The 25,815-nt window shown below is 71.5% G+C and carries 25 protein-coding genes; 10 read left to right on the top strand and 15 right to left on the bottom strand.

What is annotated here, in order from left to right:
- Positions 1-29 precede the first annotated feature (29 nt).
- Complete coding sequence (locus ACH4SP_RS00745) at positions 30-518, bottom strand: hypothetical protein (RefSeq protein ID WP_398408005.1); 489 nt, start codon at positions 516-518, stop codon at positions 30-32.
- Between the two features lie 110 nt (positions 519-628).
- Positions 629-1,261, bottom strand: a complete 633-nt coding sequence (locus tag ACH4SP_RS00750; RefSeq protein WP_398408006.1) for a TetR/AcrR family transcriptional regulator — start codon at positions 1,259-1,261, stop codon at positions 629-631.
- Between the two features lie 131 nt (positions 1,262-1,392).
- Between ACH4SP_RS00750 and ACH4SP_RS00755 the strand changes: the two genes are divergently transcribed.
- Together ACH4SP_RS00755 and ACH4SP_RS00760 are read left to right on the top strand one after the other, a co-directional pair.
- Positions 1,393-2,901: an MFS transporter gene (locus ACH4SP_RS00755; RefSeq protein WP_398408007.1), complete on the top strand. Its 1,509-nt coding sequence runs from the start codon at positions 1,393-1,395 to the stop codon at positions 2,899-2,901.
- A 71-nt stretch (positions 2,902-2,972) separates the two neighbouring features.
- Complete coding sequence (locus tag ACH4SP_RS00760) at positions 2,973-3,281, top strand: hypothetical protein (RefSeq protein WP_398408008.1); 309 nt, start codon at positions 2,973-2,975, stop codon at positions 3,279-3,281.
- Positions 3,282-3,356: 75 nt separating this feature from the next.
- Here ACH4SP_RS00760 and ACH4SP_RS00765 read toward each other — a convergent pair whose 3' ends face one another.
- A complete protein-coding gene (locus ACH4SP_RS00765) occupies positions 3,357-4,316 on the bottom strand; it encodes a DUF389 domain-containing protein (RefSeq protein WP_398408009.1) in 960 nt (319 codons plus the stop codon).
- 151 nt (positions 4,317-4,467) lie between these two features.
- On the opposite strand from ACH4SP_RS00765, the gene ACH4SP_RS00770 reads away from it, so the two are divergent.
- Together ACH4SP_RS00770 and ACH4SP_RS00775 are read left to right on the top strand one after the other, a co-directional pair.
- Positions 4,468-5,232 (top strand): hypothetical protein, encoded by a 765-nt coding sequence (locus tag ACH4SP_RS00770; protein ID WP_398408010.1) that lies wholly within the window; start codon positions 4,468-4,470, stop codon positions 5,230-5,232.
- Positions 5,233-5,347: 115 nt separating this feature from the next.
- Positions 5,348-6,292 (top strand): alpha/beta fold hydrolase, encoded by a 945-nt coding sequence (locus tag ACH4SP_RS00775; RefSeq protein WP_398408011.1) that lies wholly within the window; start codon positions 5,348-5,350, stop codon positions 6,290-6,292.
- A gap of 45 nt (positions 6,293-6,337) precedes the next feature.
- On the opposite strand, the gene ACH4SP_RS00780 is transcribed toward ACH4SP_RS00775, so the two are convergent.
- Both ACH4SP_RS00780 and ACH4SP_RS00785 read right to left on the bottom strand, forming a co-directional pair.
- Positions 6,338-7,045 carry a hypothetical protein gene (locus ACH4SP_RS00780; protein ID WP_398408012.1) on the bottom strand — a complete coding sequence of 236 codons (708 nt, stop codon included), beginning with the start codon at positions 7,043-7,045 and terminating at the stop codon, positions 6,338-6,340.
- Between the two features lie 195 nt (positions 7,046-7,240).
- On the bottom strand, positions 7,241-8,167 hold the full coding sequence (locus tag ACH4SP_RS00785; protein ID WP_398408013.1) for a LysR family transcriptional regulator: 927 nt from the start codon (positions 8,165-8,167) through the stop codon (positions 7,241-7,243).
- Between the two features lie 130 nt (positions 8,168-8,297).
- On the opposite strand from ACH4SP_RS00785, the gene ACH4SP_RS00790 reads away from it, so the two are divergent.
- The gene (locus tag ACH4SP_RS00790) at positions 8,298-9,875 is read left to right on the top strand and encodes a bifunctional 3-(3-hydroxy-phenyl)propionate/3-hydroxycinnamic acid hydroxylase (protein WP_398408014.1); all 1,578 of its coding nucleotides are present in this window, start codon (positions 8,298-8,300) and stop codon (positions 9,873-9,875) included.
- Between the two features lie 115 nt (positions 9,876-9,990).
- On the opposite strand, the gene ACH4SP_RS00795 is transcribed toward ACH4SP_RS00790, so the two are convergent.
- The 4 genes from ACH4SP_RS00795 to ACH4SP_RS00810 form a co-directional block, all read right to left on the bottom strand.
- Complete coding sequence (locus tag ACH4SP_RS00795; protein WP_398408015.1) at positions 9,991-10,467, bottom strand: Appr-1-p processing protein; 477 nt, start codon at positions 10,465-10,467, stop codon at positions 9,991-9,993.
- A gap of 83 nt (positions 10,468-10,550) precedes the next feature.
- Positions 10,551-11,156 carry a hypothetical protein gene (locus ACH4SP_RS00800; RefSeq protein ID WP_398408016.1) on the bottom strand — a complete coding sequence of 202 codons (606 nt, stop codon included), beginning with the start codon at positions 11,154-11,156 and terminating at the stop codon, positions 10,551-10,553.
- A gap of 157 nt (positions 11,157-11,313) precedes the next feature.
- The gene (locus ACH4SP_RS00805; RefSeq protein ID WP_398408017.1) at positions 11,314-11,649 is read right to left on the bottom strand and encodes a DUF5133 domain-containing protein; all 336 of its coding nucleotides are present in this window, start codon (positions 11,647-11,649) and stop codon (positions 11,314-11,316) included.
- 239 nt (positions 11,650-11,888) lie between these two features.
- A complete protein-coding gene (locus ACH4SP_RS00810; protein ID WP_398408018.1) occupies positions 11,889-12,755 on the bottom strand; it encodes a SigB/SigF/SigG family RNA polymerase sigma factor in 867 nt (288 codons plus the stop codon).
- A 192-nt stretch (positions 12,756-12,947) separates the two neighbouring features.
- Between ACH4SP_RS00810 and ACH4SP_RS00815 the strand changes: the two genes are divergently transcribed.
- On the top strand, positions 12,948-14,084 hold the full coding sequence (locus ACH4SP_RS00815; protein WP_398408019.1) for a TIGR03086 family metal-binding protein: 1,137 nt from the start codon (positions 12,948-12,950) through the stop codon (positions 14,082-14,084).
- A 156-nt stretch (positions 14,085-14,240) separates the two neighbouring features.
- On the opposite strand, the gene ACH4SP_RS00820 is transcribed toward ACH4SP_RS00815, so the two are convergent.
- Positions 14,241-15,797, bottom strand: a complete 1,557-nt coding sequence (locus ACH4SP_RS00820; RefSeq protein ID WP_398409455.1) for an MFS transporter — start codon at positions 15,795-15,797, stop codon at positions 14,241-14,243.
- A gap of 202 nt (positions 15,798-15,999) precedes the next feature.
- Between ACH4SP_RS00820 and ACH4SP_RS00825 the strand changes: the two genes are divergently transcribed.
- A complete protein-coding gene (locus ACH4SP_RS00825) occupies positions 16,000-16,893 on the top strand; it encodes a LysR family transcriptional regulator (RefSeq protein WP_398408020.1) in 894 nt (297 codons plus the stop codon).
- Between the two features lie 17 nt (positions 16,894-16,910).
- Here the strand turns inward: ACH4SP_RS00825 and ACH4SP_RS00830 are convergent, their stop codons facing one another.
- Both ACH4SP_RS00830 and ACH4SP_RS00835 read right to left on the bottom strand, forming a co-directional pair.
- Positions 16,911-17,534, bottom strand: coding sequence for a DinB family protein (locus tag ACH4SP_RS00830; protein WP_398408021.1), 624 nt, complete (start codon positions 17,532-17,534; stop codon positions 16,911-16,913).
- A gap of 199 nt (positions 17,535-17,733) precedes the next feature.
- The gene (locus ACH4SP_RS00835; protein WP_398408022.1) at positions 17,734-20,991 is read right to left on the bottom strand and encodes an RHS repeat-associated core domain-containing protein; all 3,258 of its coding nucleotides are present in this window, start codon (positions 20,989-20,991) and stop codon (positions 17,734-17,736) included.
- Between the two features lie 209 nt (positions 20,992-21,200).
- On the opposite strand from ACH4SP_RS00835, the gene ACH4SP_RS00840 reads away from it, so the two are divergent.
- From ACH4SP_RS00840 to ACH4SP_RS00850, 3 genes are read left to right on the top strand one after another with little or no spacing between them, the layout of a single operon-like run.
- Entirely contained in the window at positions 21,201-21,986 is a 786-nt protein-coding gene (locus tag ACH4SP_RS00840) for a DeoR/GlpR family DNA-binding transcription regulator (protein WP_398408023.1), read from the top strand.
- A 30-nt stretch (positions 21,987-22,016) separates the two neighbouring features.
- Positions 22,017-22,397 carry a DUF4406 domain-containing protein gene (locus ACH4SP_RS00845; protein WP_398408024.1) on the top strand — a complete coding sequence of 127 codons (381 nt, stop codon included), beginning with the start codon at positions 22,017-22,019 and terminating at the stop codon, positions 22,395-22,397.
- Positions 22,394-23,131 carry an NUDIX domain-containing protein gene (locus tag ACH4SP_RS00850; RefSeq protein ID WP_398408025.1) on the top strand — a complete coding sequence of 246 codons (738 nt, stop codon included), beginning with the start codon at positions 22,394-22,396 and terminating at the stop codon, positions 23,129-23,131. The genes ACH4SP_RS00845 and ACH4SP_RS00850 overlap by 4 nt, the downstream gene beginning before the upstream one ends.
- Positions 23,132-23,151: 20 nt before the next feature.
- Here ACH4SP_RS00850 and ACH4SP_RS00855 read toward each other — a convergent pair whose 3' ends face one another.
- The 3 genes from ACH4SP_RS00855 to ACH4SP_RS00865 form a co-directional block, all read right to left on the bottom strand.
- Positions 23,152-23,700: a DinB family protein gene (locus ACH4SP_RS00855; RefSeq protein WP_398408026.1), complete on the bottom strand. Its 549-nt coding sequence runs from the start codon at positions 23,698-23,700 to the stop codon at positions 23,152-23,154.
- A 2-nt stretch (positions 23,701-23,702) separates the two neighbouring features.
- Positions 23,703-25,091: an MFS transporter gene (locus ACH4SP_RS00860; RefSeq protein ID WP_398409457.1), complete on the bottom strand. Its 1,389-nt coding sequence runs from the start codon at positions 25,089-25,091 to the stop codon at positions 23,703-23,705.
- A gap of 104 nt (positions 25,092-25,195) precedes the next feature.
- Positions 25,196-25,813, bottom strand: a complete 618-nt coding sequence (locus ACH4SP_RS00865; protein ID WP_398409459.1) for a TetR/AcrR family transcriptional regulator — start codon at positions 25,811-25,813, stop codon at positions 25,196-25,198.
- Positions 25,814-25,815: the final 2 nt, after the last annotated feature.

Here is a 25,815-nt window from a genome sequence, read left to right on the forward strand (position 1 = left end):
GCTTCTCCACCGGACCGGGGGCGGCGTGTCTACCAGGTGAGTTCGAGTGAGCCGCCCACCGGCAGTGCGTGCCAGCGGTCCGCGTAGGCGTCGAGGCGGGTCACGATGCGGTCGACGACCGGGGGCATCCCGTCGACAGGCACGTACGCCGGGAGTGTCTTCGCATGGCCGCGGCGCACTTCCCAGACGGGCACCGCGATTCCCGCCAGCTCCTCCGAGCGCGCCATGTCCGCCCGCGCCTGTGCGGACGGCTGTTCCGGCTTCGACTTGCGGCGGCGGGCCGCCTTGTTCCGCTCGGCGGGGTCGGCGGGCCAGAACAGGCCGTTGTCACCGGCGGCCAGCCGCCCGTACACCCCGAGCCGGATCCCCGCCTCCGCCTCGACCAGGAAGTGCACCAGGTCGTGCGGCAGGTACGGATGTCCGCCGGGGCCGTTGCGCGGGGCCAGCGCCGCACCGGTCTCGCGGTGCACCGCGATGCCGTAGCTCGTACCGGGGCCCTTGCTGAAGACGACTCGCATGGACGGCAGGCTAAGCGCCTGACCCGCGCCCCCGCACCCCGTTTTCCACCGGCCGATGACCCCCTGGGGCCGGCCGATGACCCCCTCGGGCCGGGCGCGGGCAGCCCGTCTCAGGCGGGGTGCGTGAGTGCGGCGGGGAGCTCGGCGAAGGCTTCTTCGACCAGTTTCACCAGGGCGTCGCGGCCGCCGCGGCCGCCCTGTTCGGTCCAGCCCAGGGATGCCGTGCGCCAGGCTGCCACGAAGATCTCCACGGTGAGACGGCGGCGCACCTCGTCGGTGCGGTCACCGGCCCGGTCACCGGCGCGGCCGCTCACCGCTTCTCCGAGGGCCCGGGTGGTGTCCTGGCAGTAACCCAGGCTGTGCGCCTGCAGCGCGGGGACGGTCTCCGACAGCTCGCGGGTGGCCAGGAAGCGGCGGTCCCAGTCGGAGTCCATGGCGCCCAGGGTGGTGTTCAGAGCCGCGCGCAGGGCCTCAAGCAGCGGGCCGGTCATTTCCTGGGCGGTGACGTACTCCAGATAGGCCGACCACAGGTCACTGTCCGCGGCGAGCGCGACGTCCTCCTTGGAACGGTAGTTCCGGAAGAACGTGCGCTTGGAGACCTCCACGGCGTCGCACAGATCGTCCAGCGTGGTGGCGTCGTATCCGCGTTCGGTGAACAGGCGGAGTGCGGTCTCGGACAGGGCTCGACGAGTGCGCAGCTTCTTTCGTTCGCGCAGCGGCAGGTCGCGCAGATCATCACTCACCCCATGAGGCTACCACCCGGGAGCCATTGCGCCTTGACGGCTTATGCCACCGAGTGGCACTGTCGCCCCGGTGGCCAATTGTGGCCGTCGAACCTCCCCGAAGCTGAACCTCCTCGAAGGAGTCCGAACTCGTGACTGCTCCCGTCCCCCCGGGCCGCTCCCGGCCGGCGATCGCGCTGGTGGTGGTGTTGCTGGCCTTCGCCGCCGTGCCGATGTCCATATCCGGAGCGGCCGTCGCGCTCCCCGGCATCGGTGCGGACCTGCACACCGCAGGCGCACCGCTGCAATGGGTCATGAACGCCTACAACCTGACGTTCGCCTCGTTCATGCTGGTCGCCGGGTCGGCGGCCGACCTGATGGGCCGCCGCAGAGTCTTCGCGGCAGGTGCGGCGCTGTTCGCCGTCGGCTCGGTCGCGGCAGCGGCCGCCCCCGGCATCGTCCTGCTGGACATCGCCCGCGCCCTGTCCGGCATCGGCGCGGCGGGGGTGTTCGCCAGTGGCGGCGCGATCCTGGCCACCACCTTCGAAGGCGCCGCGCGCACCCGCGCGTTCGCGGCCCTCGGCAGCGCCGCCGGGCTCGGTCTCGCGGTCGGGCCGACCCTGTCGGGGTGGCTGGTCAGCGGGCTGGGCTGGCGCGCCTCCTTCGGGCTGCACGCCGTCCTGGTGGTGGCGGCACTGGCCGGTGTCGGATTCATCGCCGAGTCCCGCGCCGAGCAGCGCCCCCGGCTGAACGTGGCGGGTGCGGTGGTGTTCGTCGCCGGTCTCGGCGCTCTGGTCCTGGGCGTCGTCCAGGGTCCGGAGTGGGGCTGGTCCAGCCTCGGCGTGCTGGCGTTGCTGGCCGTGGGCGTGGGGCTGCTCGTACTCTTCGCCGTCATGCAGTCGCGTTCCGCCGCCCCGCTGCTGGACCTGACGCTGGTGAAGAACCGCCGGTTCCTGGCGCTGTGCATGGTGCCCGTGGTGACGACGTTCGGCTTCGTGACGCTGCTGACGTACCTGCCCACCTATCTGGTGGGGGCCGGCGGCCTCTCGGCCCAGCGCGCCGGAACGGTGCTGCTGATGATGACCGCACCAGTACTGCTGGCCCCGCCGCTGGCCGGGTGGCTGGTCAACCGGGGCGTGTCGGCCCGCCTGCTGATCACGGTGTCGTTGGCCATGTTCGCCGGCGGGAACGCGTGGCTCACGGTCATCGGTCCCACCACCCCCGTCGCCGTCATCGCCGGACCGCTGCTCCTGATCGGGCTGGGCGGCGGGCTGTCGTTCGGCGTGGGCGACGGGACGGCGATGAGCCTCGTCGAGGCCGAGCGCGCAGGAATGGCCGCCGGGTTCCTCAACACGATGCGCATCGGCAGCGAGGCCATCGTCATCGCCGTGTTCGGCGCGGTCCTGGTCAGCCTGATCGGCACCCGCGTCGGCTCCCCCGAACTGGCCGCGAAGGTCGCCGCGGGAGACCTGTCGGGCGCCGGCTCCGAGGCACTGGCCGCCGGCTTCACCCATGCCCTGCACGTCGCGCTGTACGGAACGGCCGCCGTGTGCGCGGTCGGCGCGGTGGCCATCGCCGCCGCACTGGCCCCACCGCGCCGGGACGCCACCGGGACGACCCCGGCCCCCGACGGCGCCCCGCTGCCCGTGAAGGTCGCCTGACCGGGTCGGGGGCCCGGCATCGGATCGTGGTGCACTGGAAAACGTAAATCGAACAGACGTACGCTTCCGGTATGTCTTCCCACTCCGCCCCCTTCCCCGAGGACCTCCTCGACCTCCAGCAGCAGCTCCACCAGGCACAGGCCGACTTCCACGCCCTTGCCACCGCTCCCCCCTGGGGTGCCGATTCCGCGCCCGTCTTCACCGAGGAGGAGGTGGATCAGGTCGAGGAGCTGTGGGAGCGGATACGCGAGCTGACCATGGCGGTCAACGAGCATCCGTACTGGACCGCGGTGGGCGACGGCCGGGTGAACCACGCCCGGCGGGGGCTGCGGGTCGTGGGTGGCGAGAGTGACGGCGGGCGGGGGGCGGGGGCGGCGTAGGTGGCTTAGGGCCCCCCGCCCGCTCCCCCTTTCGCTCCTCCCTTTCGCCCCTCCCCTTCGCTCCTCTCCTTCACGTCATCCCAGCTGCTTCTTCCGGTTGTTGTCCGGTCCGACCCGGAGCCCGTACCTGGACCACAGGGCGCGCTGTACGAAGAGCGTCAGGGTGCCCGCGATGAGCATTCCGGCGAGGTTCACACCGAGCTGGATCAGGGAGGCGCTCACCTCGCTCCAGTGGCCGAGCGGGACGGCCACCGCGAGGTTTCCTGCGGCGGGGACGGTGGTGACGGAGATGAAGACGCCCACCAGGGTGGAGGACTTGCCCGCGGTCATCGACAGGATGCCCGCGATGCCGGCCAGCAGCGCCACGATGAAGGACCACCGGTCTGGGTGGATGATGAAGTCGGTCAGCGGCCGGTCGTCGAGCATGGCCGGTTCGATCCAGCCCAGCAGGCGGCCCGCCGCCGCGCACGCCATGGTGATCAGCACGGCCGTCGTGAAGCCGACGACGAGGGTGCGGACCGCCCTGCCGACCAGGTCCGCCTTCCGGCTCATCACCCCGAAGCAGATCGCCGCCACCGGCCCGAACTCAGGGCCCAGCACCATCGCACCGACTATCAGGATGGGCTGGTCGAGCAGCGCACCGATCGCCGCGATCTGCGTGGCCAGCGCAAGGAAGGCGAGGAACGCCCAGGTCAAGCGGGTCTCCGCAGAAGTGCGGGCGACCAGCTCGTCCCACACCACGGCGTCGTCCGGGTCGCCCGGAGCATCTGCTTCCGCCTTCTCGGCGGCTGAGGAGATGGACAGGTCGAGCTGCTCGACGGTGATGCCGCCGGTGTCTTTCAGACCGAGGTCGCGCAGTGCGCCGAGGACGCCGTTGGCCGCTTCTCTGGCCACGTCGAACTCGACGAGGTCACCTGCGGGGGCGTGCGCGGCGCCGGGCAGCTTGAGGACGTTGACGACGGCGGGGCAGTCGGTCGCGATCCGCAGCACCTCGTCCGTCTGGCCGGCGGGGCTGATCACTCGTACATGCAGCATGACGGGCATTGTGCCCGGCGGGAAGCCCGCCTGGGGAGCCGCGGGACGTGCGGCGCTCGGGCGCACCGTGCGCGCCGCCTGATCCGCTTGATCCGTCTGACCTGTCTGACCCGTCTGATCCCGTGCGCGTGCGGTCATGGAAACTGTCCGGATGGACATCTCCGCTGCGGACGAGGCCCGCCGCTGGCTCGCCGAGGACGGCATCACACAGGTCGGGCCCGACGAGTGGACCGACGGCGAGACCCCTGACGGGCGGCTCGACTCCGGTCAAGTCGCCCATGAGCAGGCCGGGTTGGTGTTCAGCGACGAACGGCTGGACGTGGCAGGGCAGGTCCGCCTCGCGTTCGGGCTGCTCGATGTGCTCGACCAGTACTGGGTGACGGTCGAGATCCGGTTCGCCGACCGGGGAGCCGCTGGCCCCCTGCCCGCCGAGCCCCTCTGGGACTGCTACCGGCAGCGACTGGAGGCGCCCCGGGTGTCCGAGGCCGTCACGTACTCCCTGTGGGTCGACTGGTTCGAGGACGGGAAGACGTCGACGGCCGCGTTCGAGGAGGTGATCGGCCGCGATGCCGGGCGGTTGACCGCGGACGCCCCGGCGACGCTGCTCCGCCGGGCAGGGCGGGTACTGGAGTGCTCGGGTCCGGTTCCCTGGGAGGCAAAGCTGCCGGTCTTCCGGGCCGCTACACGGGTCCCCTCCCTCCATCTCCCGCTCTTCAAGGGCCTGTTGACCGGATACCACGACGTGTACGGACAGCTGCTGCCCGATGCCGCGCTCGCTCTCCTCGGCGAACTGGACCTCCCGGCCGACACCGAGCACGCCGCGGAGCTGCGTACCGTACTGGCCGCCGGGCACGCCAACCACTACCGCAGTCCGGGGGCGTGGGAGGAGGCGGTACGGGCACCGACCCGCCCGTAGCCTGTCGGCCCCCGTCAGCTCTGCCAGCCCCGTCAGCCCTGCCAGCCCCGTCGGCCCCGTCGGCCCTGTCAGAACCTGGTTGTCAGGCCGGGCCTTCGCTGACAAGCTCCCGGTCATGTCTGCCACCCCATCGCCCTCGCCATCGCCCTCGTCCTCGTCCTCGCCAGCCCCCTCGCCCGCCGCCTCCGCCGGTGCCTTCACCTTCTCCGCCCCCGACGGCACCCGGCTCGCCTACCGCATCACCGGACCCGGCAAGGGCGCGGGTACGGACGTCGAGGACTCCCCCGTCCTCTGCCTCCCCGGCGGCCCCATGCAGGACCCCCGCTACCTGGGTGACCTCGGCGGGCTGGACCGGCACCGTCGGCTGCTCTTCCTCGACCTGCGCGGAACCGGCCGCTCCGAGATTCCGGCGGATCCCTCCTCGTACCGTTGCGACCGTCTCGTGGACGACATCGAAGCGCTGCGCGCGCACCTCGGGCTCGACCGGATCGACCTCCTCGCGCACTGCGCGGGCGTGAATCTCGCGGTGCTGTACCTCGCCCGGTACCCGGAACGCGTCGGCAGACTCGCGCTGATCACCCCGAGCACCGCGGCCGTGGGCATCCCGATCACGGCCGGAACGCGGCTCGCGCTCGCGCAGCTCCGCAAGGACGAGCCGTGGTTCCCGGAGGCGTACGCCGCGCTGGAGTCCCTCAACTCGGGTGCGCCGAAGCCCGGCGACGTGGAGGCGATCGCTCCGTTCTTCTGGGGGCGCTGGGACGCGGCGGCGCAGGAGCAGCACGCGGCGGCGAGTGCACCGGCCAACCCGGAGGCCGTGCGTCTCTACGGTTCCGAGGGCGCGTACGACCCGGAGGCCACGCGTGCGGCGCTGGCGGAGCGTGCGGCGCCGGTGTTCCTGCTGGCCGGGGAGGTCGATCTGAACAGCCCGCCGCAGTCGACGGTGGAGTTCGCGGCCCTGTTCCCCGACGCCACCGTCGTCGTACAGCCGGGGGCGGGGCACTCGCCGTGGGTCGACGATCCGGAGGCGTTCGTGACGGCGACGGCGCGCTTCCTGGGCTGAGCCGCGCTGCGCGCCTGCCTGCCGCGCCCTCTCGGCCTCTCCCTCTCAGCCGTTCCCGCCCCTCGCGCTCTCCCTGCCGTCGGTGGTGCCGGTCGTACCGGTGCCGGCCGGTTGCCAGTCGGGGCGCCGGTCCAGGAAGGAGGTGTCGAAGGAGGACCTGTCGAAGGAGTCGGGGACCTTGCCGCAGGGGGAGTAGACCTTGACGACCAGGGTGTGGCCGCGGGAGTTCCACATGACGCTGATTCCGTCGCCGCGCTTGACCGGGTCGTTCTCCGCGGCGAACTCGTGGAAGACGAAGCCGAGTTCGGTGAGGCGGGTGCTCCGGCCGCCGCCCCTGTCGTGACCGAGCTGCCAGCCGTCGGCCACCAGGTGGCTCCGCAGCCGCTCCACCGCGGCGCGCGCCTCGTCCTCGGAGACGTCCGGCACGTTCCAGTCGAGGCCGAAGGTCACGACGTCCCTCCGCGGACGGTCGATGTGGGCGAGGGACTGGAGGCCGCGGTAGTAGCAGGAGCCGGTGTCCCTGCGTTCCTGGCGCACCGTGGCGGCTTTCGCAGGAGGGAGGCCGAAGTGTTCGTACACGTCCTGGGAGCGCTGGTCCAGCCGCCGGGAGACGGCATCGGGGTCGACAGCCGGGTAGGGCGACCCGTACCAGAGGCTCCGTACCCCCTGCACGCCCGCGACGAGCACCACCGCTCCGAGCCCGAGTGCCGCCGCCATGATCAGCCGCCGCCGTGGGGACCGTGCGGGCTTCACCGCGCGCTCCGGTTCGCTTCCGGCCGTCGTGCGGCCGTGCCCTCGTGCAAGCGATTCAGGATCATGTACGGAACGCTAGGCGCAGGCGTTCCGGCCGGCATGAGCTGTCGTACTCAGGCGACAGGTACTCAAATACTCACGTGCTGACGTGCTGACGTGCTGACCGATCTCAAATGCTCACGTGCGGCGCTGCTTTCAAGTGCGGTTCAGCGTGGCGACGAGCGGCTGGACGGCTTCCAGTACGTGGCGGCGGAGCCATCGGGACGCGGGGTCGTCATCGAGTCGGCGGTGCCAGCGCAGTTCGACGTCGGCCGAGGGCAGTTCCAGGGGCACCTTGTGCCACCGGAGGGGAACCTGGCGTTCGACGAGGTGCTCCGCCACGAGTTGGGGGCCGAGGCAGACGACGTCTCCCTCCAGGGCCATCAACGCCGCCACGGCGAAGTTGGGGACGACGGCGACGACGCGGCGGGAGCGGCCCAGGCGGCGCAGCACCTCGTCCAGTGGCCCGTGCGCGAGGCCCCGGCGGGACGCGGAGATGTGCGGATGGGCGCACAGGTCGTCCACCGTCAGTCGTGCGGCCCTGCCCAGGTCGGAGTGCGCCCCCACCACTGCGACAAAGCGGTCGGAGAACAGCGTTCGTGTGTGCACGTCCGGAGGGGGCGGGTCGGCGACGCCGATGTCGAGGTCGAGCGAGCCGTCGCGCAGCTGATCGGGTTCCTTGGAGTCCTGGGCGACGAACCGCAGGCGGACGTGGGGTGCTTCGGCGGCGATCCGGTGGGTGAGGCGGGGCGCGAGAACGGGGCTGAGTCCGTCGTTGACACGGATGGCGAAGGTGCGCCGCCACGCACTCGGATCGCTCGCGGCAGGGTCCGCCTGGAGTTCGGCCGCGGCATCCAGCAGCGTTTTGACCTTGGCTGCCGACCGCTGGGCGAACGGGGTGGGCACGAGGCCCCGGCCGGCACGCACCATGATCTGGTCGTTCATCGCCCGTCGCAGCCGGCCCAGGGCCCTGCTGGTGGCCGGTATGGAGAGATGAAGGCGTGTCGCGGCCGCGGACACGCTGCCGGTGTCCATCAAGGCGTCGAACACCCGTAACAGATTGAGGTCCAACTGCACGTCCACGGCGGTCCCTTCAGTTGCGTCCGACGCAAAACATCTGTGCAAAGCGTGCATTAGACATCATGTCAGGCGCGTTCAACACTGAAGTGGTGATCGGCCAACCGCCGTCCCTGCACAAGGAGATGTGGAAACGATGACCGACGAATACCCGGAGAACGCCAAGAAGCAGAACAAGAAGCAGAACTCGTCGCCCGCCGATGTCGCCGTGGTGGGGTGCGGGCCGGTCGGGATGACGCTCGCTGCCCTGCTGGGGAAGGCCGGGCACTCGGTCGTGGTGCTCGAACGCTACCCCGGCCTGTACGGCCTGCCCCGTGCCGCCAGTTTCGACGGTGAGACCATGCGCGCGCTGCAAGGGCTCGGACTCGCCAACGAGTTGGTGCCCACCCTGCGCGTGCAGGACGCGTACGAGTGGCGCAACGGGGCGGGTGAGCTTCTCATCCGGCAGGAGTGCCGGCCCGTCGGCGCCAGCGGTTGGGCCGATCTCTACCTGTTCCACCAGCCGTACCTGGAGAAGGCGCTGCACGCACTGTGCACGTCGCTGCCGAACGTCGACATACGTTTCGGCACGACGGTCACCGACCTGACCCAAGAGCAGGACCGGGTCACCCTGAGCACGGCGGACGGCGCGACCCTCGCAGCGCGCTACGTGGTCGGCTGCGACGGCGGCAACAGCTTCGTGCGGGACGCCCTCGGTGTCGAGCAGGACGATCTCGGCTTCTCCGAGCCCTGGCTGGTCTGCGACTTCGCCCTCCGGCGCCCGGCGGCCGAACTGGGACTGCCGTCGATGCTGCAGATCGGCGACCCCGAGGAGCCGACCACCATCGTCACCACCACTGCCGGACACCAGCGATTCTGCTTCCTGCTCGACAAAGACGACGACGGCGACAACGGCGACGGCTTCGCACGGGAACGCGCGGCGGAAAAGGTGTGGTCCCGCGTGGAGCGCCACCTCTCCCGCGACGACGCCGACATCGTCCGTACCGCCGCCTACACCTTCCAGTCGCTGGTCGCGAGGCGGTGGCGGGACGGCCGGGTCCTGCTCGCGGGGGACGCCGCACACCAGATGCCGCCCTTTCTGGGGCAAGGAATGTGCTCGGGGATACGGGACGTGCTCAACATCGCCTTCAAACTGGATCTCGTACTGAGGGGGGTCCGGGGCGCCGAGGTCCTCGACACCTACCAGAGCGAGCGGGAACCGCATGTGCGTGGTGTGACGGCCGCGAGCATGGAGCTCGGCCGCCAGCACACCTTGCGGGACCCCGTGCTCGCCCGGGAGCGCGACAACACGCTGAGGGCCCGCCGAAGTGCGCTCCGAGAGCCGGACCGGATTCGGCTGCCCGACCTCGGCCCCGGCCTGTTCGCCTCCGGTGGCGGCAAACTGTCGGTCCAAGGGCGGGTGAGCGACGGCCGGAGGACGGGGCTGCTCGACGAGATCGTCGGCGGAGGCTTCCGGCTGCTGGTCGCCGAGCAGGCCCTTCCCCTGCTGGATCCGGCCTCGCTCAGTGACCTGGGCGTCACGGTCGTCGGCTTCGGTCCCTCCGCAGGAGGAGCCGTCGTCGCCGACCCGGACGGCACTCACCGGCGTTGGCTGTCCGGCATCGGAGCCACCGCCGCTGCCGTGCGCCCCGACAACTACGTCTACGCGGCCGGACCGGACGCGGGCGAGGTGGCGAGCCAACTGCGGACGGCACTCACCCCCGGCGCCGCCTGAGTCCGGCAACGCCGCTGTCGCCGCTGAGGGGTTGGTCCGGGTACGTCAGCCGCGGGTACCAGCCACATCGACTCCGTCCGGCGCTCGGCACCACCTTCCCTCTCGTACGCCCGCCTCAGGCGTGGTCGTACACCGTCACGGCCACGTCCCGCGCGCTCAGGGACTGGGTGATGAGCGGCTCGATGCGTTCCCACTTGCCGCCCGCGAGCCCGCAGCCGATGCGCGGCATGTGGACCGATGCCTGGTGGGCGAGGGCATGTGCGGCGAGGGCCGTCAGGCTGCGTTCAACCGCGTCGTAACGGATGGGCGGGCCGCCGCTGCCGGACCTGATGCCGCGCTGAGCAACCATGTTGGCGACCCAGATATCGGTCCTGACCTGCACCAACTGCACCGCTCCCAGGCCGAAGTCATTACCGGCGCGCTCGCGGTGCCAGCGGCGGTACTCCTTCTCCGGTCCTGGCCAGCGCCGCGAGACCGCCACCACGAAGCCCTTGCCCCAGCCGCCGAGGTCGTTGCAGATATGCGCGATGATCTTCGGACCCTTGGCCTGGGGGTCGGTGGCATCGCCCGCGATGATCTTCAATGGCTCCATGCACGCATGATGGCCCGGCCGTGGGACGGCGGTCCAGCGGGTTGCCGCGGCTCCGCCCGAACACAATTCGGTTTCCCGGTCCTTCAGTCCCTCGGTCCCTCGGTCGGTCCCTCGGTCGGTCCCTGCCCCGACCCGCCGCCGTGCTCGATCTCGTACTGCTCGACCAGGTGCTCGTACGCCTCCCACGCCTCCGGGTCGCGCGCGAGGACGTCGCGCAGTTCCAGGGTGGCCGTCGTGCCGGTGAGGTCGCAGTGGCCGGTGGAGTCGTCGATCCGGAGTTCCGTACGGGCCCTGGCCCACAGGGCGCCCGCCTCGGCCTCGGTGGCGTAGACGGTGAGGGTGGCTTCGACCGGGAGGGAAGCCGGGTCGTAGTCCTCCTCGGCGGTCCCGGCCAGGTGCTCCACCGCCTCGCGCGGATGTCCGTAGCCGGACTCCCAGGCGAGGGGGCACGGCCCTGAGTGGAATTCCTCCGGGCAGACCAGGGCGCGCAGGGTCCGCTCGACGCGCGACCGGTCGTCCTCCTCCTCGACCTCGTCGGCCGGACTCCGCACCAGCGGGGACGGCAGGCCGAGCCCGACCGCGATCTGCCGGATCCTCCGGTCGGGCGAGTGGCCGCGGGAGCGGTCCTGCCTCACGTCCTGCCCCACGTCCTCCCGCGCTTCCTCCCGCACGTCGTTCTGCACGTTCACCCTCGCGTTGTCCCTGTGTCGGCCCTCACGCGGAAAGGGTAACGGCCTCCGCCAAGCACTCGCCCGGGAACGGGAGTTGGTCCGGTGGTCGTCGGCGGATCGCGCGGCCCGCCGGGGCGGGGAATCCCCGGTCCCGGCGGGCACACGCGGCCGGGACTCAGGCCGCCAGGTCCGCCCGGGACCGCACCTGCACTTCCTGCGCCGACTGTGCGGTCCGGGCCGACTGCGCCGACCGTCCTGAGTCCGCTGCGGACGCCGGGTCCGACGCCTCCGCCGCTTCCGCCGCGTGCGCGCAGCACGTCCGGGCGAGCAGGCTGTCCGCCGCGCCGAGGGCCGCCTCGATTCCGGAGGTCGACGTGGTCACGCACAGCGTGTACGTGACGTCGTCCAGGGCGCGCTGCGTTTCAGGCGACGGATTCTGGGCGTGGGCGAACCGGGTCTCCGCGTAGCGCGTGAGGAGTGTGCGCAGCACCTTGGGATCGGGCACCAGCATGTAGGGGTTCCCCTTCTTCTCGTCTTGTTGAGTTTTGTTTTCTCGTGTCTCTTGCGTCGTGTACTTCGCGTACGCCGTATGTGCCGTGTGCGTCATGTGGTGGCACACCTACACCTGTTACGCGTGCTCTTGGTGCGAGTTCCCCTCTGACGCGGTCCCTACACCGGCTCTTTCCGGCCAGAGTGTGCCGACAGCGACACTCAGAGTGAGAAGCATGTGCAGAGTACGCGGAGAACCTGTCAGTCGGTCGTAAGCATTCCGGTCCTGAGTCGGCCGAGGATGCGGGTCAGGAGGCGGGAGACCTGCATCTGCGAGATGCCGAGGACTTCGCCTATCTCCGCCTGGGTGAGTTCCTGGCCGAAGCGCATGGAGAGGATGCGGCGGTCCCGGTCGGAGAGGGAGGCGAGGAGCGGGGCCAGGGTGTGCAGGTCCTCGAAGAGTTCCATGCCCGGGTCGCAGGCACCGAAGTAGTCGGCGTACGAGACGGGGGACTTGGCGCTGTTGTCGGCGCCGGTCTCGGCGGGCAGGTCGAGGGAGCCCGCGGTGTAGCCGTTCGCGGCAACCAGGCCGTCGGTGACCTCGGCCTCGGTGAGTTCGAGGAGTTCGGCGAGCTCGGGGACCGTGGGGTCGCGGTCCAGGACGGCGGCGAGCTGCTCCTTGGCCTTGGCCAGTTCGGTACGGAGCTCCTGGAGCCTGCGCGGTACGTGCACCGCCCATGTCGTGTCCCGGAAGAAGCGCTTGATCTCGCCGGTGATGTACGGGATGGCGAAGGAGGTGAACTCCACCTCGCGGGTGAGGTCGAACCGGTCGATCGCCTTGATCAGGCCGATCGTGCCGACCTGGACGATGTCCTCCAGGTCGCCGCTGCCCCGGTTGCGGAAGCGGCGCGCGGCGAACTTCACCAGGGAAAGGTTCATCTCGATCAGGGTGTTGCGCACGTAGCTGTACTCGTGCGTGCCCTCCTCCAGCTCCCGGAGCCGGTCGAGGAAGAGTTTGGAGAGCCGGCGGGCGTCCCTGGGGGCGACGGCCGCGGGGCGCGAGATGCGGGGCAGTTCCCCGGCGTCGGCCGGTTCCACCACGGTCGCGCTTGCGGGGGCTGTCAGCATCGCGGTTCCTCCTCGGTCGCGGTCGTCTCCCGTTCGAGCCTTGCCCACGAACGCGTGTTCACTCTCCGCGGACGCCACCTTTCTTCTGCCGGGCAAACGCGAGGTCGGATTGCCGCCAGTGCCGACGATCACCGTCTCGTTTCATCGAACCAGCACCCATCGAACCCGCACCCGCTGACCGAGGAGTTCTTCATGGAGACCTGGAACGAGCCCCAGACCCAGACCCAGACCCAGACCGCCACCGCCACCGCAACCGCGACCGCGACCGCGACCGCGACCGCGAGCCAGAACGGGACCGGGCTGATCGTGCAGCCCGAGGACGCCGAGTACGTGGCGCTGCCGCACGGCGGAGGCTTCCGGCTGCTGGTCGACGCCCGCGACACCGGCGGGGCGCTGGGCGCCAACCGCCTCGCTCTCGGCGAGGGCGCCGACGGCGCACGGCTGCACCACCACGCACTGTCCACGGAGTTCTTCCACGTACTCGACGGGACGGTGGAGTTCCTCGTCGGCGACGAGAGGGTGTCGGTGGGGCGCGGCGGCACGGTCGTCGTACCGCCGAAGGTGCCGCACGCCTTCGGTGCCGCTGCCGGCCGCACCGCCGAGCTCCTGGCGGTCCTGACGCCGGGCGTCGACCGCTTCGGATACTTCCGGGCGCTGGGCCGCGTCCAGCACGGCCTGGACTCCTTCGACAGCCTGCTGCCCGAACAGGTCCGCTACGACGTGCACTTCCTCGATCCGGCGGACAGCACCCTGCTCAGCCGCTTCGACACCGCGGCGGAGGGCTTCGGCGATCGGTTGCGGGCCGTACCCGACGCGGGCTGGGAGAGCCCCACGCCGTGCACCGAATGGAACGTGCGTCAACTGGTCAACCACATGATCCAGGGAAGCCGCATCTACACCTCGCTCCTACGGGGCGGCAGCAGCGCCGAGTTCATGGCGAACCTGGGCCAGGAGGCGCTCACCGGCGACCTGGTGAGCGCCTACCGGACCGCGGTGGCCGAGTGCCGGGCGGCGTTCCGTGCCGCCGGCGCGCTCGACCGGATCGTCGACTACCCGTTCGGTCCCGTTCCTGGCCGGCAGCTGCTCGGCCTGTACGTCGTGGACGCGATCACCCACACCTGGGATCTCGCCCGAGCGCTACGGCTCGACGAACGGCTCGACGCGCACACGGTGCGCTGGATCCTCGACAACTTCCAGTGGATCTATCACGGCGTCGACGAAAGCCCCCTGACGGACAGCAACCGCTACTACGGGCCGCCCACCGGGGCACCGGCGTCGGGCGCCTCCGAACAGGACGCTCTCCTGCGCGCCATGGGACGCAAGCCGTAGACCCGGCACGGACTGCGGCGCCTGCCCGTCCGGCAGGCCCACAGTCCGGCAGGCCCACAGTCCGGCAGGCGCACAGTCCGGCAGGCGCACGGTCCGGCAGGCGCACGGTCCGGCAGCACGCAGTCCAGCAGCACGCAGTCCAGCAGCGGCGATCCCTCAGCGGCTCAGGACCGGTTCCCCGGTCCGCTGCGCGGCGGTCGGCCCGGCGGTCGGCTCTGCGCTCGGCCCTGCGCTCGGGGCGCTGCCGCGCGGGCGGCGCAGCAGGATCACACCGGCCACCGCCGCGAGCAGCATGATCCCCGCCGCGACGGTGAGGCACAGCCGGATGCCGTCGAGGAACGCGAGGCCGAAGGCGTCCAGCATCCGGGAGGTGTCCGCGCCGAGGTCGATCGCGTGGACGGCACCGAACCCCGCGCTGTCGACCGCGTCGGCCACCCGGTGCCGCGCCTCCGCGTCGAGGGGGGTGTCGGCCAGGTGGCCGGGCAGGGCGCTGCCGACCCTGGTGGTGAGCAGTGCGCCCATCAGGGCGGGGCCCAGCGCCGCACCGAGCTGGCGGAACGCGTTGCTGCCCGCCGCCGCCATCCCCGCGAGGTGGTGCGGCACCGCGTTGATCGCCGTGGCGGTCATCGGGGCGAAGACCGCACCGAAGCCGATGCCGAGGAGGACCAGCCGCCAGGCGAGGGCCGCGAACGAGGTGTGCGCGTCGATGGAGGTGAGCGCGAGCAGCGCGCCGGTGGCCACCAGCAGGCCCGTGGTGATCAGCACCCGCGCCGGTACGCGGTGCATGAGCCGGCCGAAGACCGGTCCTGCGAGCATCGCGGGCAGCGTGAGCATCAGCATGCGGCAGCCCGCTTCCAGCGTGCCGAGCCGCTGGACCTGGCCCAGGTACAGGCTGAGGACGAAGACGAAGCCGATCAGCCCCAGGAAGCTGATCATGGCGACCAAGGCGGTGGCACTGAACGCGGGGCTGCGGAACAGCTTCGGGTCCAGCATCGGGCTGCCGCTGCGCAGTTCGACGACGACGAAGGCCGCGAACGAGACCGCCGACAGCACCAGCGCCACCGTCACGCGCGTCTCGCCGAAGGACGCGCCGCCGCCCTCGATCACCGCGTACACGAGCGAGGTGACGGCGACAGCGGCCGTGATCTGCCCCGGCCAGTCGAGCCGTCGGGATCCGGCGGCGCGGGAGTCGGCCAGGAACCGGGCGGCCGCGCCCATGGCGAGCAGCGAGGCCGGGACCGGGAGCAGGTAGATCCAGCGCCAGGAGGCGCCTTCCGGGATCGCACCGGAGATCAGGGGGCCGACAGCCAGCGCGCCCATGAGGGACGCGGTCCACAGGCTGACGTACTTGGCACGCTCGCGCGGGTCGGGCACCGCGTGACTGATCAGGCCGAGCGTCGCGGGCAGCAGGGCCGCCGCGCCGACTCCCGCGAACGCCTGTCCCACCCAGAGGACTTGCACGCTGCCGGCGCTCAGCGCGATGGCCGCGCCCGCCGCGCAGAAGGCGAGCCCGGTCTGGAACACCTTGCGGCGGCCGTACACGTCGCCGACGACTCCGGCGGTGAGGATGAGCGCGGCCATCGGCAGGACGAAGGCGTCGGTCACCCAGGCGAGGTCGGCCGTCGACGCGTCGAGGCTGCGCTGGATCTTCGGCAGGCCGACCGAGACCGTGGTCACCGGCAGGTAGGCGACGAACACGCCCACGCAGGCCATGACGAGGGTGGCGGTGCGGCTGTCGCGTCCGCCCCTCGTCGCGGACGTGGCGTCCGTCGTCGTGGCATTCACTGAGTACTCCTTCGTGACCCTGGGTCAGGGCATGGGGGATCGCCCTGCGTTCCGGGCACGCGTCGACTCTGCGGCCACCCGTGTGCAGAAGTCCAAGATCTAGAATTTCTGCGGAATATAATCAGCGGTTATGGAACTGCGTCAGCTGGAATACTTCGTCACCGTCGCCGAGCTGGCGAGCTTCACAAAGGCCTCCGAGGTCCTGCATGTGAGCCAGCCCGGAGTCAGCTCCCAAGTACGCAAACTGGAACGGGAGTTGGGTCAGGACCTGCTCGACCGCTCCAGTCGTACGGTGCGGCTGACCCCGGCCGGCGACACCGTCCTGCCGTACGCGCGGGCCGCCCTCGCCACCGTCTCCTCGATCCGTGCGGCGGTCGACGAGCTCAGCGGTCTGGTGCGCGGCCGGGTCACCATCGGCACCATCACGTCCCTGGACAAGGACATCGACCTGCCGGGCCTGCTCGCCTCCTTCCACGAGGCGCACCCGGGCGTGGAGATCGGTCTGACCGAGGACGGTTCGGAGAGCCTCGTGGAGGCCCTGTACTCGGGCCGCGTCGATCTCGCGATCATCGGCCGCACCGGTGCCAGACCGCCCGGCATCACCCTCCACGACATCGTCAACGAGCCGCTGGTCGCCGCCGTCGGCCACCAGGACCCGCTGGCCGGCCGGGCACAGATCGGGCTCGAAGAGCTGGCCGACCGCGCCCTGATCCTGCTGACCACGGGCACGGGGCTGCGCACCGCCGTCGAGACGGCGTGCGACGCGGCGGGCTTCCGGCCCCACGCCGCGTTCGAGGCCGCCGACCCGCACATGCTGGCCCAACTCGCGGGGCGCGGGCTCGGCGTGGCCGTCATCCCGGCCTCCGTGGCCCGAGCCAACGCCACGGAGGTCCACCTCGTCGACATCGTCCGGCCGCGCGTCCACTGCCGGCTCGCCCTCGCCTGGCGCACGGAAGGACCGACCAGCCCGGCCGGGGCCGCGTTCACCGCCCATGCCCGCGCGCTGCTGCCGGAAGCGACCTGAAGGTGAGGTCGGCGCTGTCAGCGCTGCTGGGCGCCGTAGAGGTCGCGGAGGAGCGCGATCTCGGCCCCGTGGTGCAGGAGTTCCTGGTTGACCCACCACACGATGTCGACGAACAGCTCTTCCGCGTCGCCCCCGTGCGGGTAGGTGCAGTGGCCGACCGTGTCGAGCGCCGCGTCGTCGGCGCTCAGCAGCGCCTGCCGCCAGGCCTCCGCTCCCGCGTCGAAGGCGGCGACCGCACTCGCCGCGTCCCCGCTGAAGCGGTAGTCGTCCCTGGTGAGGGTGCGGGTGCCGGCCGTGTGGTCGGCGCGGAGGGTAAGCATCTCGCTCAGGTGGTTCAGCCGCCAGGCGAGCGTGGTGAAGGGCGCCGGCCAGGGGCGCGGGTAGGTCGAACTGTCCAGCCCCCACTCGCCGGTGGCGGCACCGGCCAGGAGGGTCGCGCGCGGCCCCGGGCCCTCCGTGCGCCGCCGGACCGACCAGCAGTCCGGCACCGGCTCCCAGAAGTACTCCTCGTCGGTCAGGGGCACGACCTTGGTCTCCGAGCCGTCGCCGCTGTCCATCACCGGCCCCGTCATGCGGGCGGTCAGCCGCTCGCGGGCGAAGTCGAACTGCTCCAGCAGCGGGGCGAGACGGGGTCCGGTCACTGATTGCTCCCAAAGCGAAGTAGGGCGGGGCGAAGTGAATGCGGCGGCCAGGGTGTCATCTTCCGTGGGTACGGGGAACCGAATATGACCATGGGTACGGGGAACCGAATATGACCGTGGTTCCGGGCGCACCATACGGCGTGCCCGGAACCACGGTCCCGTTCAGCGGCGGCCCCGTGTCAGCGGGGCCCGCCCAGGATCAGCCGATCCGCGGAATCGACCCCCCGTTGATCCCGCCGGTCCCACCGGTCCCGCCGATCCCACTGATCCCGCTGGTCCCGTCGGCTCCGCCGATCCCGCCGATCGGCGTCTCACCGGTCCCCGTCCCCGCCGGGTCGATCCGGTTCACCGGGTCGCCCTCCGCGTACAGGTACGGGTTCTTCGCCTGCCCCGACACGTCCGGCGACGTGAAGCGGCCGATGCGCGGGTCGTAGTAGCGGGTGCCCAGGTGGTAGAGGCCGGTCGGGTCCTGGTAGCCGCCCGCGAAGCGGTACGGCTGGGGGACCTTCTCGGTGAAGACGCCGTCCACCCCGCGCGGGCTGTAGCGGTACTGGTTGACCTTCGTGCCCGCCCCGTCGACGACTGCCGTCACCGAGCCGAGCGCGTCGTACAGGTAGTAGTACGTCTTGCCGCCCGCCGTGAAGGAGTTGAGCGCGCCGCCGGGCTCCCGGTGGAAGCCGGTGTCGCCGGTCGGGTCGGTCTTCCCCGCGAGGCCCAGCGGCCCGTTGTGGAAGGTGGTGTCACCGAGGAAGAGCCGCTCGGACTGGTCGGTGGAGCCGTAGAGGCCGTTGTACGTCTTGCCGGCCACCGTCACCGCCGTCTGCTGCGAGTGGTCCGACCAGACTCCGGCCGTACGGGCGCGCTCCGCGCCGCTCGCGCCGGCCGTCTCGTTGCCCGCCTTGTCGTAGCCCCACCCGGTCGTCGAACCGGCGCGGGAGATCAGCTGCGAGGCGTCGTTGTAGGTCAGGGCGATGCCCGAAGGGCAGCCCTTGACGCTGCCCTGCGAGGTGAGGTTGCCGGCCGCGTCGTAGCAGTACTGGTAGGTCGCGGCGACCGCGGCGCCCTTGGTCTCGGTGGAGTAGGAGAAGCGGCCCGCGCTGTCGTACTCGTAGGCCGACTTGATGCCCGTCACCGCGTCCACCGCCGTGCGGATCCTGGTGCCGTCCGTCTTCACCTGCCCCACCAGGTGGTCGTAGGTGTACGTGAAGCCGGTCTGGGCGCCCGTCGGCGACGCCGCCTTGACCTGGACGGGGCGCCCCGAGGCGTCCGGCACGACCTCCTGGACCGTACCGCCGGGGTAAGTGGTCTTCGTACGAAGGTCGTTGGCGTTGTAGTCGTACGAAGTCGACTTGCCCGACGGGTCCTTGAGGGCGACGAGGCGGTTGGCCGCGTCGTAGCTGTAGTCCGTCAGTCCGGCCGGGTCCTTGTACGTGTCGACGTTGCCCGCGGCCGTGTACGTCAACTCGGTCTGGGAGCCGTCCTGGAGGGTGCGGATCGTCTCCCGCGACAGCGCGTCGAAGCGGTAGCGGATGTCGCCGCCGTCGTCGGTGCGGCGGCTGAGGTTGCCGTCCCAGTCGTAGTGGTAGGTGACGGTGGTGCTGGTGGAGGAGACCTCGGTGACGCGGTCGCGGCCGTCGTAGGAGTAGACGCTCTTGACCCCGCGGCCGTCGACGACGGTCTCGACGCGGCCCGCCTCGTCGTACGTGTAGACGGTCTTGCCGAGCGGGGCGGGCGGTGCGACCTCGGTGAGGTTGCCCTGCGCGTCGTACGTGTACTTGGTGACCTTGCCGCGCGCGTCGGTGACCTCGCACAGCTGGCCCTCGAAGCCGCCGCAGGCGGGGGCGGTCTTGTTGCGGCCGAACTTCTGGGTGCCGCCGCCCGCGCCCGCCACGGTCACCGACTCGGTGTTGCCCGCCGCGTCGTAGGTGTACGTGGCCTTCTCGCCGTCGGGTGTCTGCCGCGTGCCGGGCACGTCCATGCCCGCCTTCGTCGCCCAGTCGCCGGTCAGCGCGGTCGCGCCGGTGGGAAGCCTGGAGGAGGTGGGGTTGTTGCGGGCGTCCCAGCCGTACGTCGTGACGTTGCCGGGCGTGGTGGCGGTGCCCAGTGCGTCCGTCGCCGTCTTGACGTTGCGGTTGGCGTCGTACGCCGTCGTACGGGTGTGACCGAGCCCGTCGGTGGTCTTGAGCACCGCACCCGCGGCGTCCAACTCGTAGACGGTGGTGTGGAGTTCGGGGTCGGTGACCGTCGTCTTCCCGGCCGCGTACGCGTAGGTGTACGTCGGGCCGACGTGGCCCGTGCCGTTGAAGGAGGTCGCCCGCTGCATCGAGGTGACGCGGTTCTTCTCGTCGTACGTGAAGTTGGTGACGCGGCCCTCGGGGGTGGTGATCCGGGTGACGCGGTGCGCGGCGTCGTACTCGAACTCCGTCGCGTTGCCCGCGGTGTCCGTGGTCTTGAGGAGGTCGCCCGCCGCGTTCAGGTCGAAGGTGGCGGTGCGTCCCGTGTGGTCCTTGGCCGTCCACTGCACGGCGCTGACCTTGACGAGGTCGACGGAGCGCCCGGTGCGGGTCTCGGTCAGCTTGAAGCCCTTGTGCTCGGGGCCCTCGTCGTGCTGGGCGACGGTGACGGTGCCGTTGTTGCGGTCGGTGACCTTGGTGAGGGTGCCGTACTCGCTGTACGTGTCCTTGGACCCGGTCGCGCGGTCGGTGACGGTGTACGTGTTGTCGGCGTTCTTCACCAGGTCGCGGGAGTAACCGGCGGGGGTGGTGTACGCGCCGTCCGGCTGCTTCGCGAAGCGCACCGCCGCGCCCGTGGCGTCGTACACGACGACCTCGGTGTCGGTGATCTGCGCGTACCGCTCCCAGCCCTGCCACCAGCGCTGCGAGACCTTGCCCCAGGGGGCGTCGAGGGAGTTGTAGGTCCGGGTGACCTTGAGCCGCTGGCCGACGCCCGCGAGGTCGAAGTCCGTGCCGGTCAGCAGCAGGTTGCCGGAGGAGTGGTCGACGGTTCCCGCGAGCGAGTCGGTGATCCGGAAGTCGGAGGTCCGGTGCCACGGGACGGCGCCCTGGCCCTCGGGAACGAAGGGGGCGGGCGCGGGGTCGGCGGGCACCGGGTCGGCGGCGAGGGCTGCCGCGCGGGCCTTCTGCGAGGAGTGCGCGCGCTGCTTCTGCTCGGCGCGCCAGGCGGCCCTGGCCTTCGAGGGGGCGGCCTCGGCCTGGGGCGCGACGCGCTTGTTCTTGCCGACCCGCACCGGCGGGAGCGCCAGCTTCGGCGCGTCCTTCTTCCCCCACACCGAGGACTTCGGCACGGGCGGGGGTACGGGCTTGCCCGCCCGGTCGGCCCGGTCGGCCGCCATCGCGGGGACCGCGCCCGCGCCGAGGGCGAGTACCGCGAGGGCCACGCCCAGTGTGCGTCTCGCCCGTATCCGGGCATGCCTCGGCTCCTGCTGCTGGTGCTGCATCAACTTCCCCCCAGGGAACGTCGTTTCACGGCAGCCCCATTGGCCACCGGAAGCCCACACGTTGACACAGGAACTCCACAGAAGTGGCGGCCTTACCCGCGATCCCCGCACACAAACGCGCAGGAATAAGCCCCTCCCCTTGGCCACTTCCGATGCCTCAAACTCACACCGTGATGTTCATTCGAACAGATCTGTGTGAATATGGAGGCATGGGAGTAGCCAATCGTCTCGACCTGACCCTGCGCCTCGTGCAGGGCTCCGACCGGGTCTCCGTGTCCGAGCTCGCACACCGCCTCGGGGTCTCCGACATGACCGTGCGCCGCGACCTGGCCGAGCTGGAACGCCAGGGACTGGTGAAGCGGGTGCACGGCGGCGCGGTCGCCACGCGCTCGCGCGAGGAGGGTGCCGGGTTCGTGGCGCGGGAGCCGTGGCAGTCGGCGACCAAGGACCGGCTGGGCAGGGCGGTCGCCGAGCTGGTCGAACCGGGTTCGCGGGTGCTGCTCGACGCGGGGACGACCACCGTCCACGTCGCCGAGCACCTGGCGGCGCGGGCGCCGCTGACGGTCGCGGTGCTCAGCCTCCAGACGGCGGTACGGCTCGCCGACCGGCCGGGCATCGACCTGCTGGTGGTCGGCGGGCGCTCACGCCCCGGCGAGCGGTCGCTGGTGGGCCCGCTGGCGCTCCGTACCCTCGAATCCCTCGCCTTCGACTGCTTCGTGATGTCCATCGGCGGGGTGCACGGCGAGCACGGCTGGTCGGAGTTCTCACTCGACGACGCGGCGGTCAAACAGGCCGCTCTCGCCCAGTCGGCGCGCACCGTGGCGGTCGCGGACGCGACGAAGCTCGGGGTGCGTTCGTTCAGCCGGGTCGCCCCGCCGGACGCGGTGCACACCTTCGTCACCGACACCGCCGCCGAGGACCCCGCCACGCATCCGCACGGCCCGCAGACCCTGTCGGCGCTGCGGGACGCGGGCGTGCATATTCATCTGGCCTGAACTCCCCTACGGACAAAAGGAATTGACCACATGAACCAGACCTCCCGGCCACTCATGATTCTGGTCGCAGGACCGTACAGATCCGGCACGGGGGACGACCCCGCCAAACTCCACGCGAACGTCACCGCGATGAACGAGACCGCGCTCACCCTCTTCCGCGCCGGTCATCTCCCGGTCACCGGCGAGGCGTTGGCGCTGCCACTGCTGGAGACGGCGGGCAGTTCCGGACCCGGCGACGCCCTGTACGACGAGATCTTCCACCCGGTGGCGGAGCGCCTGCTGGCCCGCTGCGACGCGGTACTGCGGATCGGCGGCCCGTCCGAGGGCGCGGACCGCATGGTGGCGCAGGCGCGGTCACAGGGTGCGGCGATCTACACCGCCCTCGACGAGATTCCGGCGGCCCACCGATGAGCACACCCGCGCCCGGCACCTCCGGCTCCCCCGGCACTCCCCGCACCTCCGGCACCCCCCTCGCCTCCGGCACGCCCGGCACGCCCGGTATCGACGTCCCCGACCGCCGCGGCCGCACCGCCCTCGACACGCACGGCCGCGACCTCACCGGCAATCCGGACATCCGGATCCGCGACGTCGAAGTACTCGCCTGCGACTGGTACGTCCTGCGCAAGACGACCTTCGACCACCGCCGCAGCGACGGCAGTTGGAGCCGCGAGCAGCGCGAGACGTACGACCGCGGCGACGGCGCGACGATCCTCCTGTACGACCCCGCACGCGCGACGGTGCTCCTCACCCGCCAGTTCCGGCTGCCCGCGTACGTCAACGGGCACCCGGACGGCATGCTCGTCGAGGCGGCCGCGGGGCTGCTCGACGGCCACAGCCCCGAGGAGGCGATCCGCCGCGAGGCCGCGGAGGAGACCGGCCACACGGTCGGCACCCCGGAGCGCGTCTTCGAGGCCTTCATGAGTCCGGGCTCGGTCACCGAACGCCTGCACTTCTTCGCCGCCCCCTACGGCCCCTCCACCGCCACCTCGGCGGGCGGCGGAGTGGCAGCCGAGGGCGAGGACATCACGGTCGTCGAGCTCCCCTTCCGGGAGGCCCTGCACCACGTCCGCACCGGCGGGATCGCGGACGCGAAGACCATCATGCTGCTGCAATGGGCAGCGCTGGACGGCCCGTTCGCGCGTTAGGACCTGACCGCCGAGCGGGATCAGGGGCCCGTCGTGCCGTCGATGACTTCCCTGATGAGGTCCGCGTGGCCGTTGTGGCGGGCGTACTCCTCGATCATGTGGACCAGGATCCAGCGGAGGGACACGGTGTCGCTCCCGACGGCCTCGGCGTCCTCCCGCGAGAAGGTGCCGGAGTCTTCGAGGGCCGCGTCGGCGATCAGCGAACGGCCGAGGGCGACGGCCTCCCGCCACTCGGACAGCGCCGCAGCCAGAGCACCGGACTTGGCGTCGCCCTCCGGAACGTCTTCGATGGCGAAGCCGGCGTCCTGTCCCGTCACCTCCTCCACGGGTACACCCAGGTCCGCGAACACCCCCTGGAACCAGTTGCGTTCGACCCTCGCCAGATGCCGGACCAGTCCCAGCATCGTCATCGCCGACGGCGGCACCGAAGCCAGCCGCGCCTGCGTGTCGTCCAGGCCCTCGCACTTCAGGGCGAGGGTGTCGCGGTGGAAGTCCAACCAGGCTTCCAGCATGGTGCGTTCGTCGGTGTGCAGGGGCGGCATGGTACGTCCGTCGGGTGTCTTGGTCATGCTCAACACCCTTGCACACCGGCTGACTTGGGCGCACCCGCGACCTCCTCCGCCGGGCGGCGACCGGGCGAGCGGTCGGGTAGGCGGCCCGGCAGCAGGAGCGCCGGGACCAGACCGAGGGCGGCGAGTCCGGCGAGGACCAGCAGGGTGGGTGCCGAAGGGGCCGGTGCCGACGGGTCCCACACGGGCGAGAGCCTCGGCGGCATCAGGCCCGCGGCGACGGCGATGCCGAAGGTCGGGCCGATGTTCATGGCGGTCTGCTTCAGGCCGCCGACGACCCCGGCGTACCCGGGCGGGGCGTCGCCGACGACGGTCCCGGTGGCGGTGACCATCACGGTCGCGAACCCCGCGCCCAGCGCCGCGAAGGCCGCTCCGGCCGCCGCCCACGCCCCGATCGGGTCGAGCCCGGCCAGGGCCGCCAGCGCGAGGGCGACGAGTACGACACCGACGACCGCCGTGCGGCGCGGCCCGTACCGGCGCAGCGCCCCGCCCGCCACGGGTGCGCCGAGCACCATGAACACGGTCAGCGGCATGACGCGCAGCCCGCTGGCGAGCGGATCCAGGCCCCGTACGTCCTGGAGGTAGAACGTGGTCGCGAACAGCGCCCCGAACATGGCTCCGCCCGTCACCAGCAGCATCACCATCGACGCGGTCACCGGCACCGAACGCGCCACCGCAGAGGGCACGATCGGGTACGCGGCACGGCGTTCGTGAACGGCGAACCCGGCCGCGACCGCGACAGCGGCCGCGAGCCCGAGCCAGGTCGGCGGCGCGGCCCAGCCGTGCTCCGGCACCCCGGACAGGGTGTGCACCAGGACCGCGAGCGCGGTCGCGAGCAGCGCCGCACCGGTGAGGTCGAGCCGCTGCGGCCCGGCGGGCGGCAGGGCCGGGACCCGTACCGCGCAGGCGAGGGCCGCGAGGGCGAGCGCCACCGGAACGTTGATCCAGAACACGGCCTGCCAGCCGAAGTGCGAGACCAGGACCCCTCCGAGGAGCGGGCCCGCCGCGGCCGCCGCCCCGATCGCGCTGGTACGCAGGGCCACCGGCCCGCCGAGCCGGTCCGCCGGGTACACCAGCCGCAGCAGGGCGAGGGTCGCGGGCTGCAGCAGTGCGCCGAACACCCCTTGCAGGGCGCGCAGTCCGATCACCCACTGGATGTCCGGCGCCAGTGCGATGCCGGCGGAGGCGGCGGCGAAGCCGAGTACGCCGACCAGGATCAGCCGCGTGTGCCCGTACCGGTCGCCGAGACGTCCCGCGACGACGAGCAGGGCGGCCACGGCGAGCAGGTAGGCGGTACTGGTCCACTGGATCTGCGCGGTGCTCGCACCGAAGTCGCGCTGCAGGGCGGGCTGGGCGACGAGCAGAACGGTGCCGTCGAGCGCGACGACCATGGCGCCGACCACGCTGACGAGGAGGGCGAGGCGACGGGTCGTACGGCTGCCGGGCACCGTCGTGGCAGTGGCGGTCGTAGCTGTAGTCGTCGTAGCAGTGGTCGTCATGCGGTGCCCGCCGGTCCGAGGTGGGCGTCCAGGACTGCCGCGACGAGCTCGTCGAGCCGGGTCGAGGAGGTGTCGTCGAGGGCCAGTTGGAGGCTCCCCCAGGTCCAGAGCTGAGCGGTCCCGTGCAGGTTGGCCCAGAGGGCGGCAGCCGTCACCGCCGGCTCCGGCCGGCCCTTTTCGTCCGCGCGGCACTCGGTGACGAGGTCCACGACGGTCGCCATCAGCGGCAGGGTGGACTCCCGGAGCCGCGGCTGCCGCTCCGCCGCCGCGTGCACCTCGCTGTCGAGCAGGTCGTGCCGGAACATCAGCTCGAACATGCCGCGGTGCTCCAGCGCGTAGCCGACGTACGCCCGCCCCAGCGCGCCCAGTCGGGCCCGCGGCGGGTCCGTCGAGGCCACCGCCTCGTCGAACCGGGCTCCGAGCTCCTCGAACCCCCGCTGGGCGATCGCCGAGAGGAGTGCGTGGTGCGTGGGGAAGTACCGGCGCGGCGCCCCGTGCGACACGCCCGCACGGCGGGCGATCTCCCGCAGGCCGAGCGAGGCGGTGCCGCCGGTCGCCACGAGTTCCGCGCCGGCGTCGATCAAGCGCTCCCGCAGGGAGGGAGGTGGTGGCATAG

Origin of the sequence: Streptomyces sp. NPDC021093 (assembly GCF_044333135.1) — a bacterium.
Classification (GTDB): Bacteria; Actinomycetota; Actinomycetes; order Streptomycetales; family Streptomycetaceae; genus Streptomyces.

Bases quoted from the DNA above. Each gene is read 5' to 3' on its own strand.
- ACH4SP_RS00850 (WP_398408025.1), top strand. From the start codon at position 22,394: ATGAGCACACCCGCGCCCGGCACCTCCGGCTCCCCCGGCACTCCCCGC.
- ACH4SP_RS00765 (WP_398408009.1), bottom strand. From the start codon at position 4,316: ATGCTGCATGTACGAGTGATCAGCCCCGCCGGCCAGACGGACGAGGTG.
- ACH4SP_RS00790 (WP_398408014.1), top strand. From the start codon at position 8,298: ATGACCGACGAATACCCGGAGAACGCCAAGAAGCAGAACAAGAAGCAG.
- ACH4SP_RS00840 (WP_398408023.1), top strand. From the start codon at position 21,201: ATGGGAGTAGCCAATCGTCTCGACCTGACCCTGCGCCTCGTGCAGGGC.
- ACH4SP_RS00795 (WP_398408015.1), bottom strand. From the start codon at position 10,467: ATGGAGCCATTGAAGATCATCGCGGGCGATGCCACCGACCCCCAGGCC.
- ACH4SP_RS00745 (WP_398408005.1), bottom strand. From the start codon at position 518: ATGCGAGTCGTCTTCAGCAAGGGCCCCGGTACGAGCTACGGCATCGCG.
- ACH4SP_RS00835 (WP_398408022.1), bottom strand. From the start codon at position 20,991: ATGCAGCACCAGCAGCAGGAGCCGAGGCATGCCCGGATACGGGCGAGA.
- ACH4SP_RS00770 (WP_398408010.1), top strand. From the start codon at position 4,468: ATGGACATCTCCGCTGCGGACGAGGCCCGCCGCTGGCTCGCCGAGGAC.
- ACH4SP_RS00845 (WP_398408024.1), top strand. From the start codon at position 22,017: ATGAACCAGACCTCCCGGCCACTCATGATTCTGGTCGCAGGACCGTAC.
- ACH4SP_RS00825 (WP_398408020.1), top strand. From the start codon at position 16,000: ATGGAACTGCGTCAGCTGGAATACTTCGTCACCGTCGCCGAGCTGGCG.
- ACH4SP_RS00760 (WP_398408008.1), top strand. From the start codon at position 2,973: ATGTCTTCCCACTCCGCCCCCTTCCCCGAGGACCTCCTCGACCTCCAG.
- ACH4SP_RS00860 (WP_398409457.1), bottom strand. From the start codon at position 25,091: ATGGTCGTCGCGCTCGACGGCACCGTTCTGCTCGTCGCCCAGCCCGCC.
- ACH4SP_RS00820 (WP_398409455.1), bottom strand. From the start codon at position 15,797: ATGGCCTGCGTGGGCGTGTTCGTCGCCTACCTGCCGGTGACCACGGTC.
- ACH4SP_RS00805 (WP_398408017.1), bottom strand. From the start codon at position 11,649: ATGCTGGTGCCCGATCCCAAGGTGCTGCGCACACTCCTCACGCGCTAC.
- ACH4SP_RS00815 (WP_398408019.1), top strand. From the start codon at position 12,948: ATGGAGACCTGGAACGAGCCCCAGACCCAGACCCAGACCCAGACCGCC.
- ACH4SP_RS00810 (WP_398408018.1), bottom strand. From the start codon at position 12,755: ATGCTGACAGCCCCCGCAAGCGCGACCGTGGTGGAACCGGCCGACGCC.
- ACH4SP_RS00775 (WP_398408011.1), top strand. From the start codon at position 5,348: ATGTCTGCCACCCCATCGCCCTCGCCATCGCCCTCGTCCTCGTCCTCG.
- ACH4SP_RS00865 (WP_398409459.1), bottom strand. From the start codon at position 25,813: ATGCCACCACCTCCCTCCCTGCGGGAGCGCTTGATCGACGCCGGCGCG.
- ACH4SP_RS00855 (WP_398408026.1), bottom strand. From the start codon at position 23,700: ATGACCAAGACACCCGACGGACGTACCATGCCGCCCCTGCACACCGAC.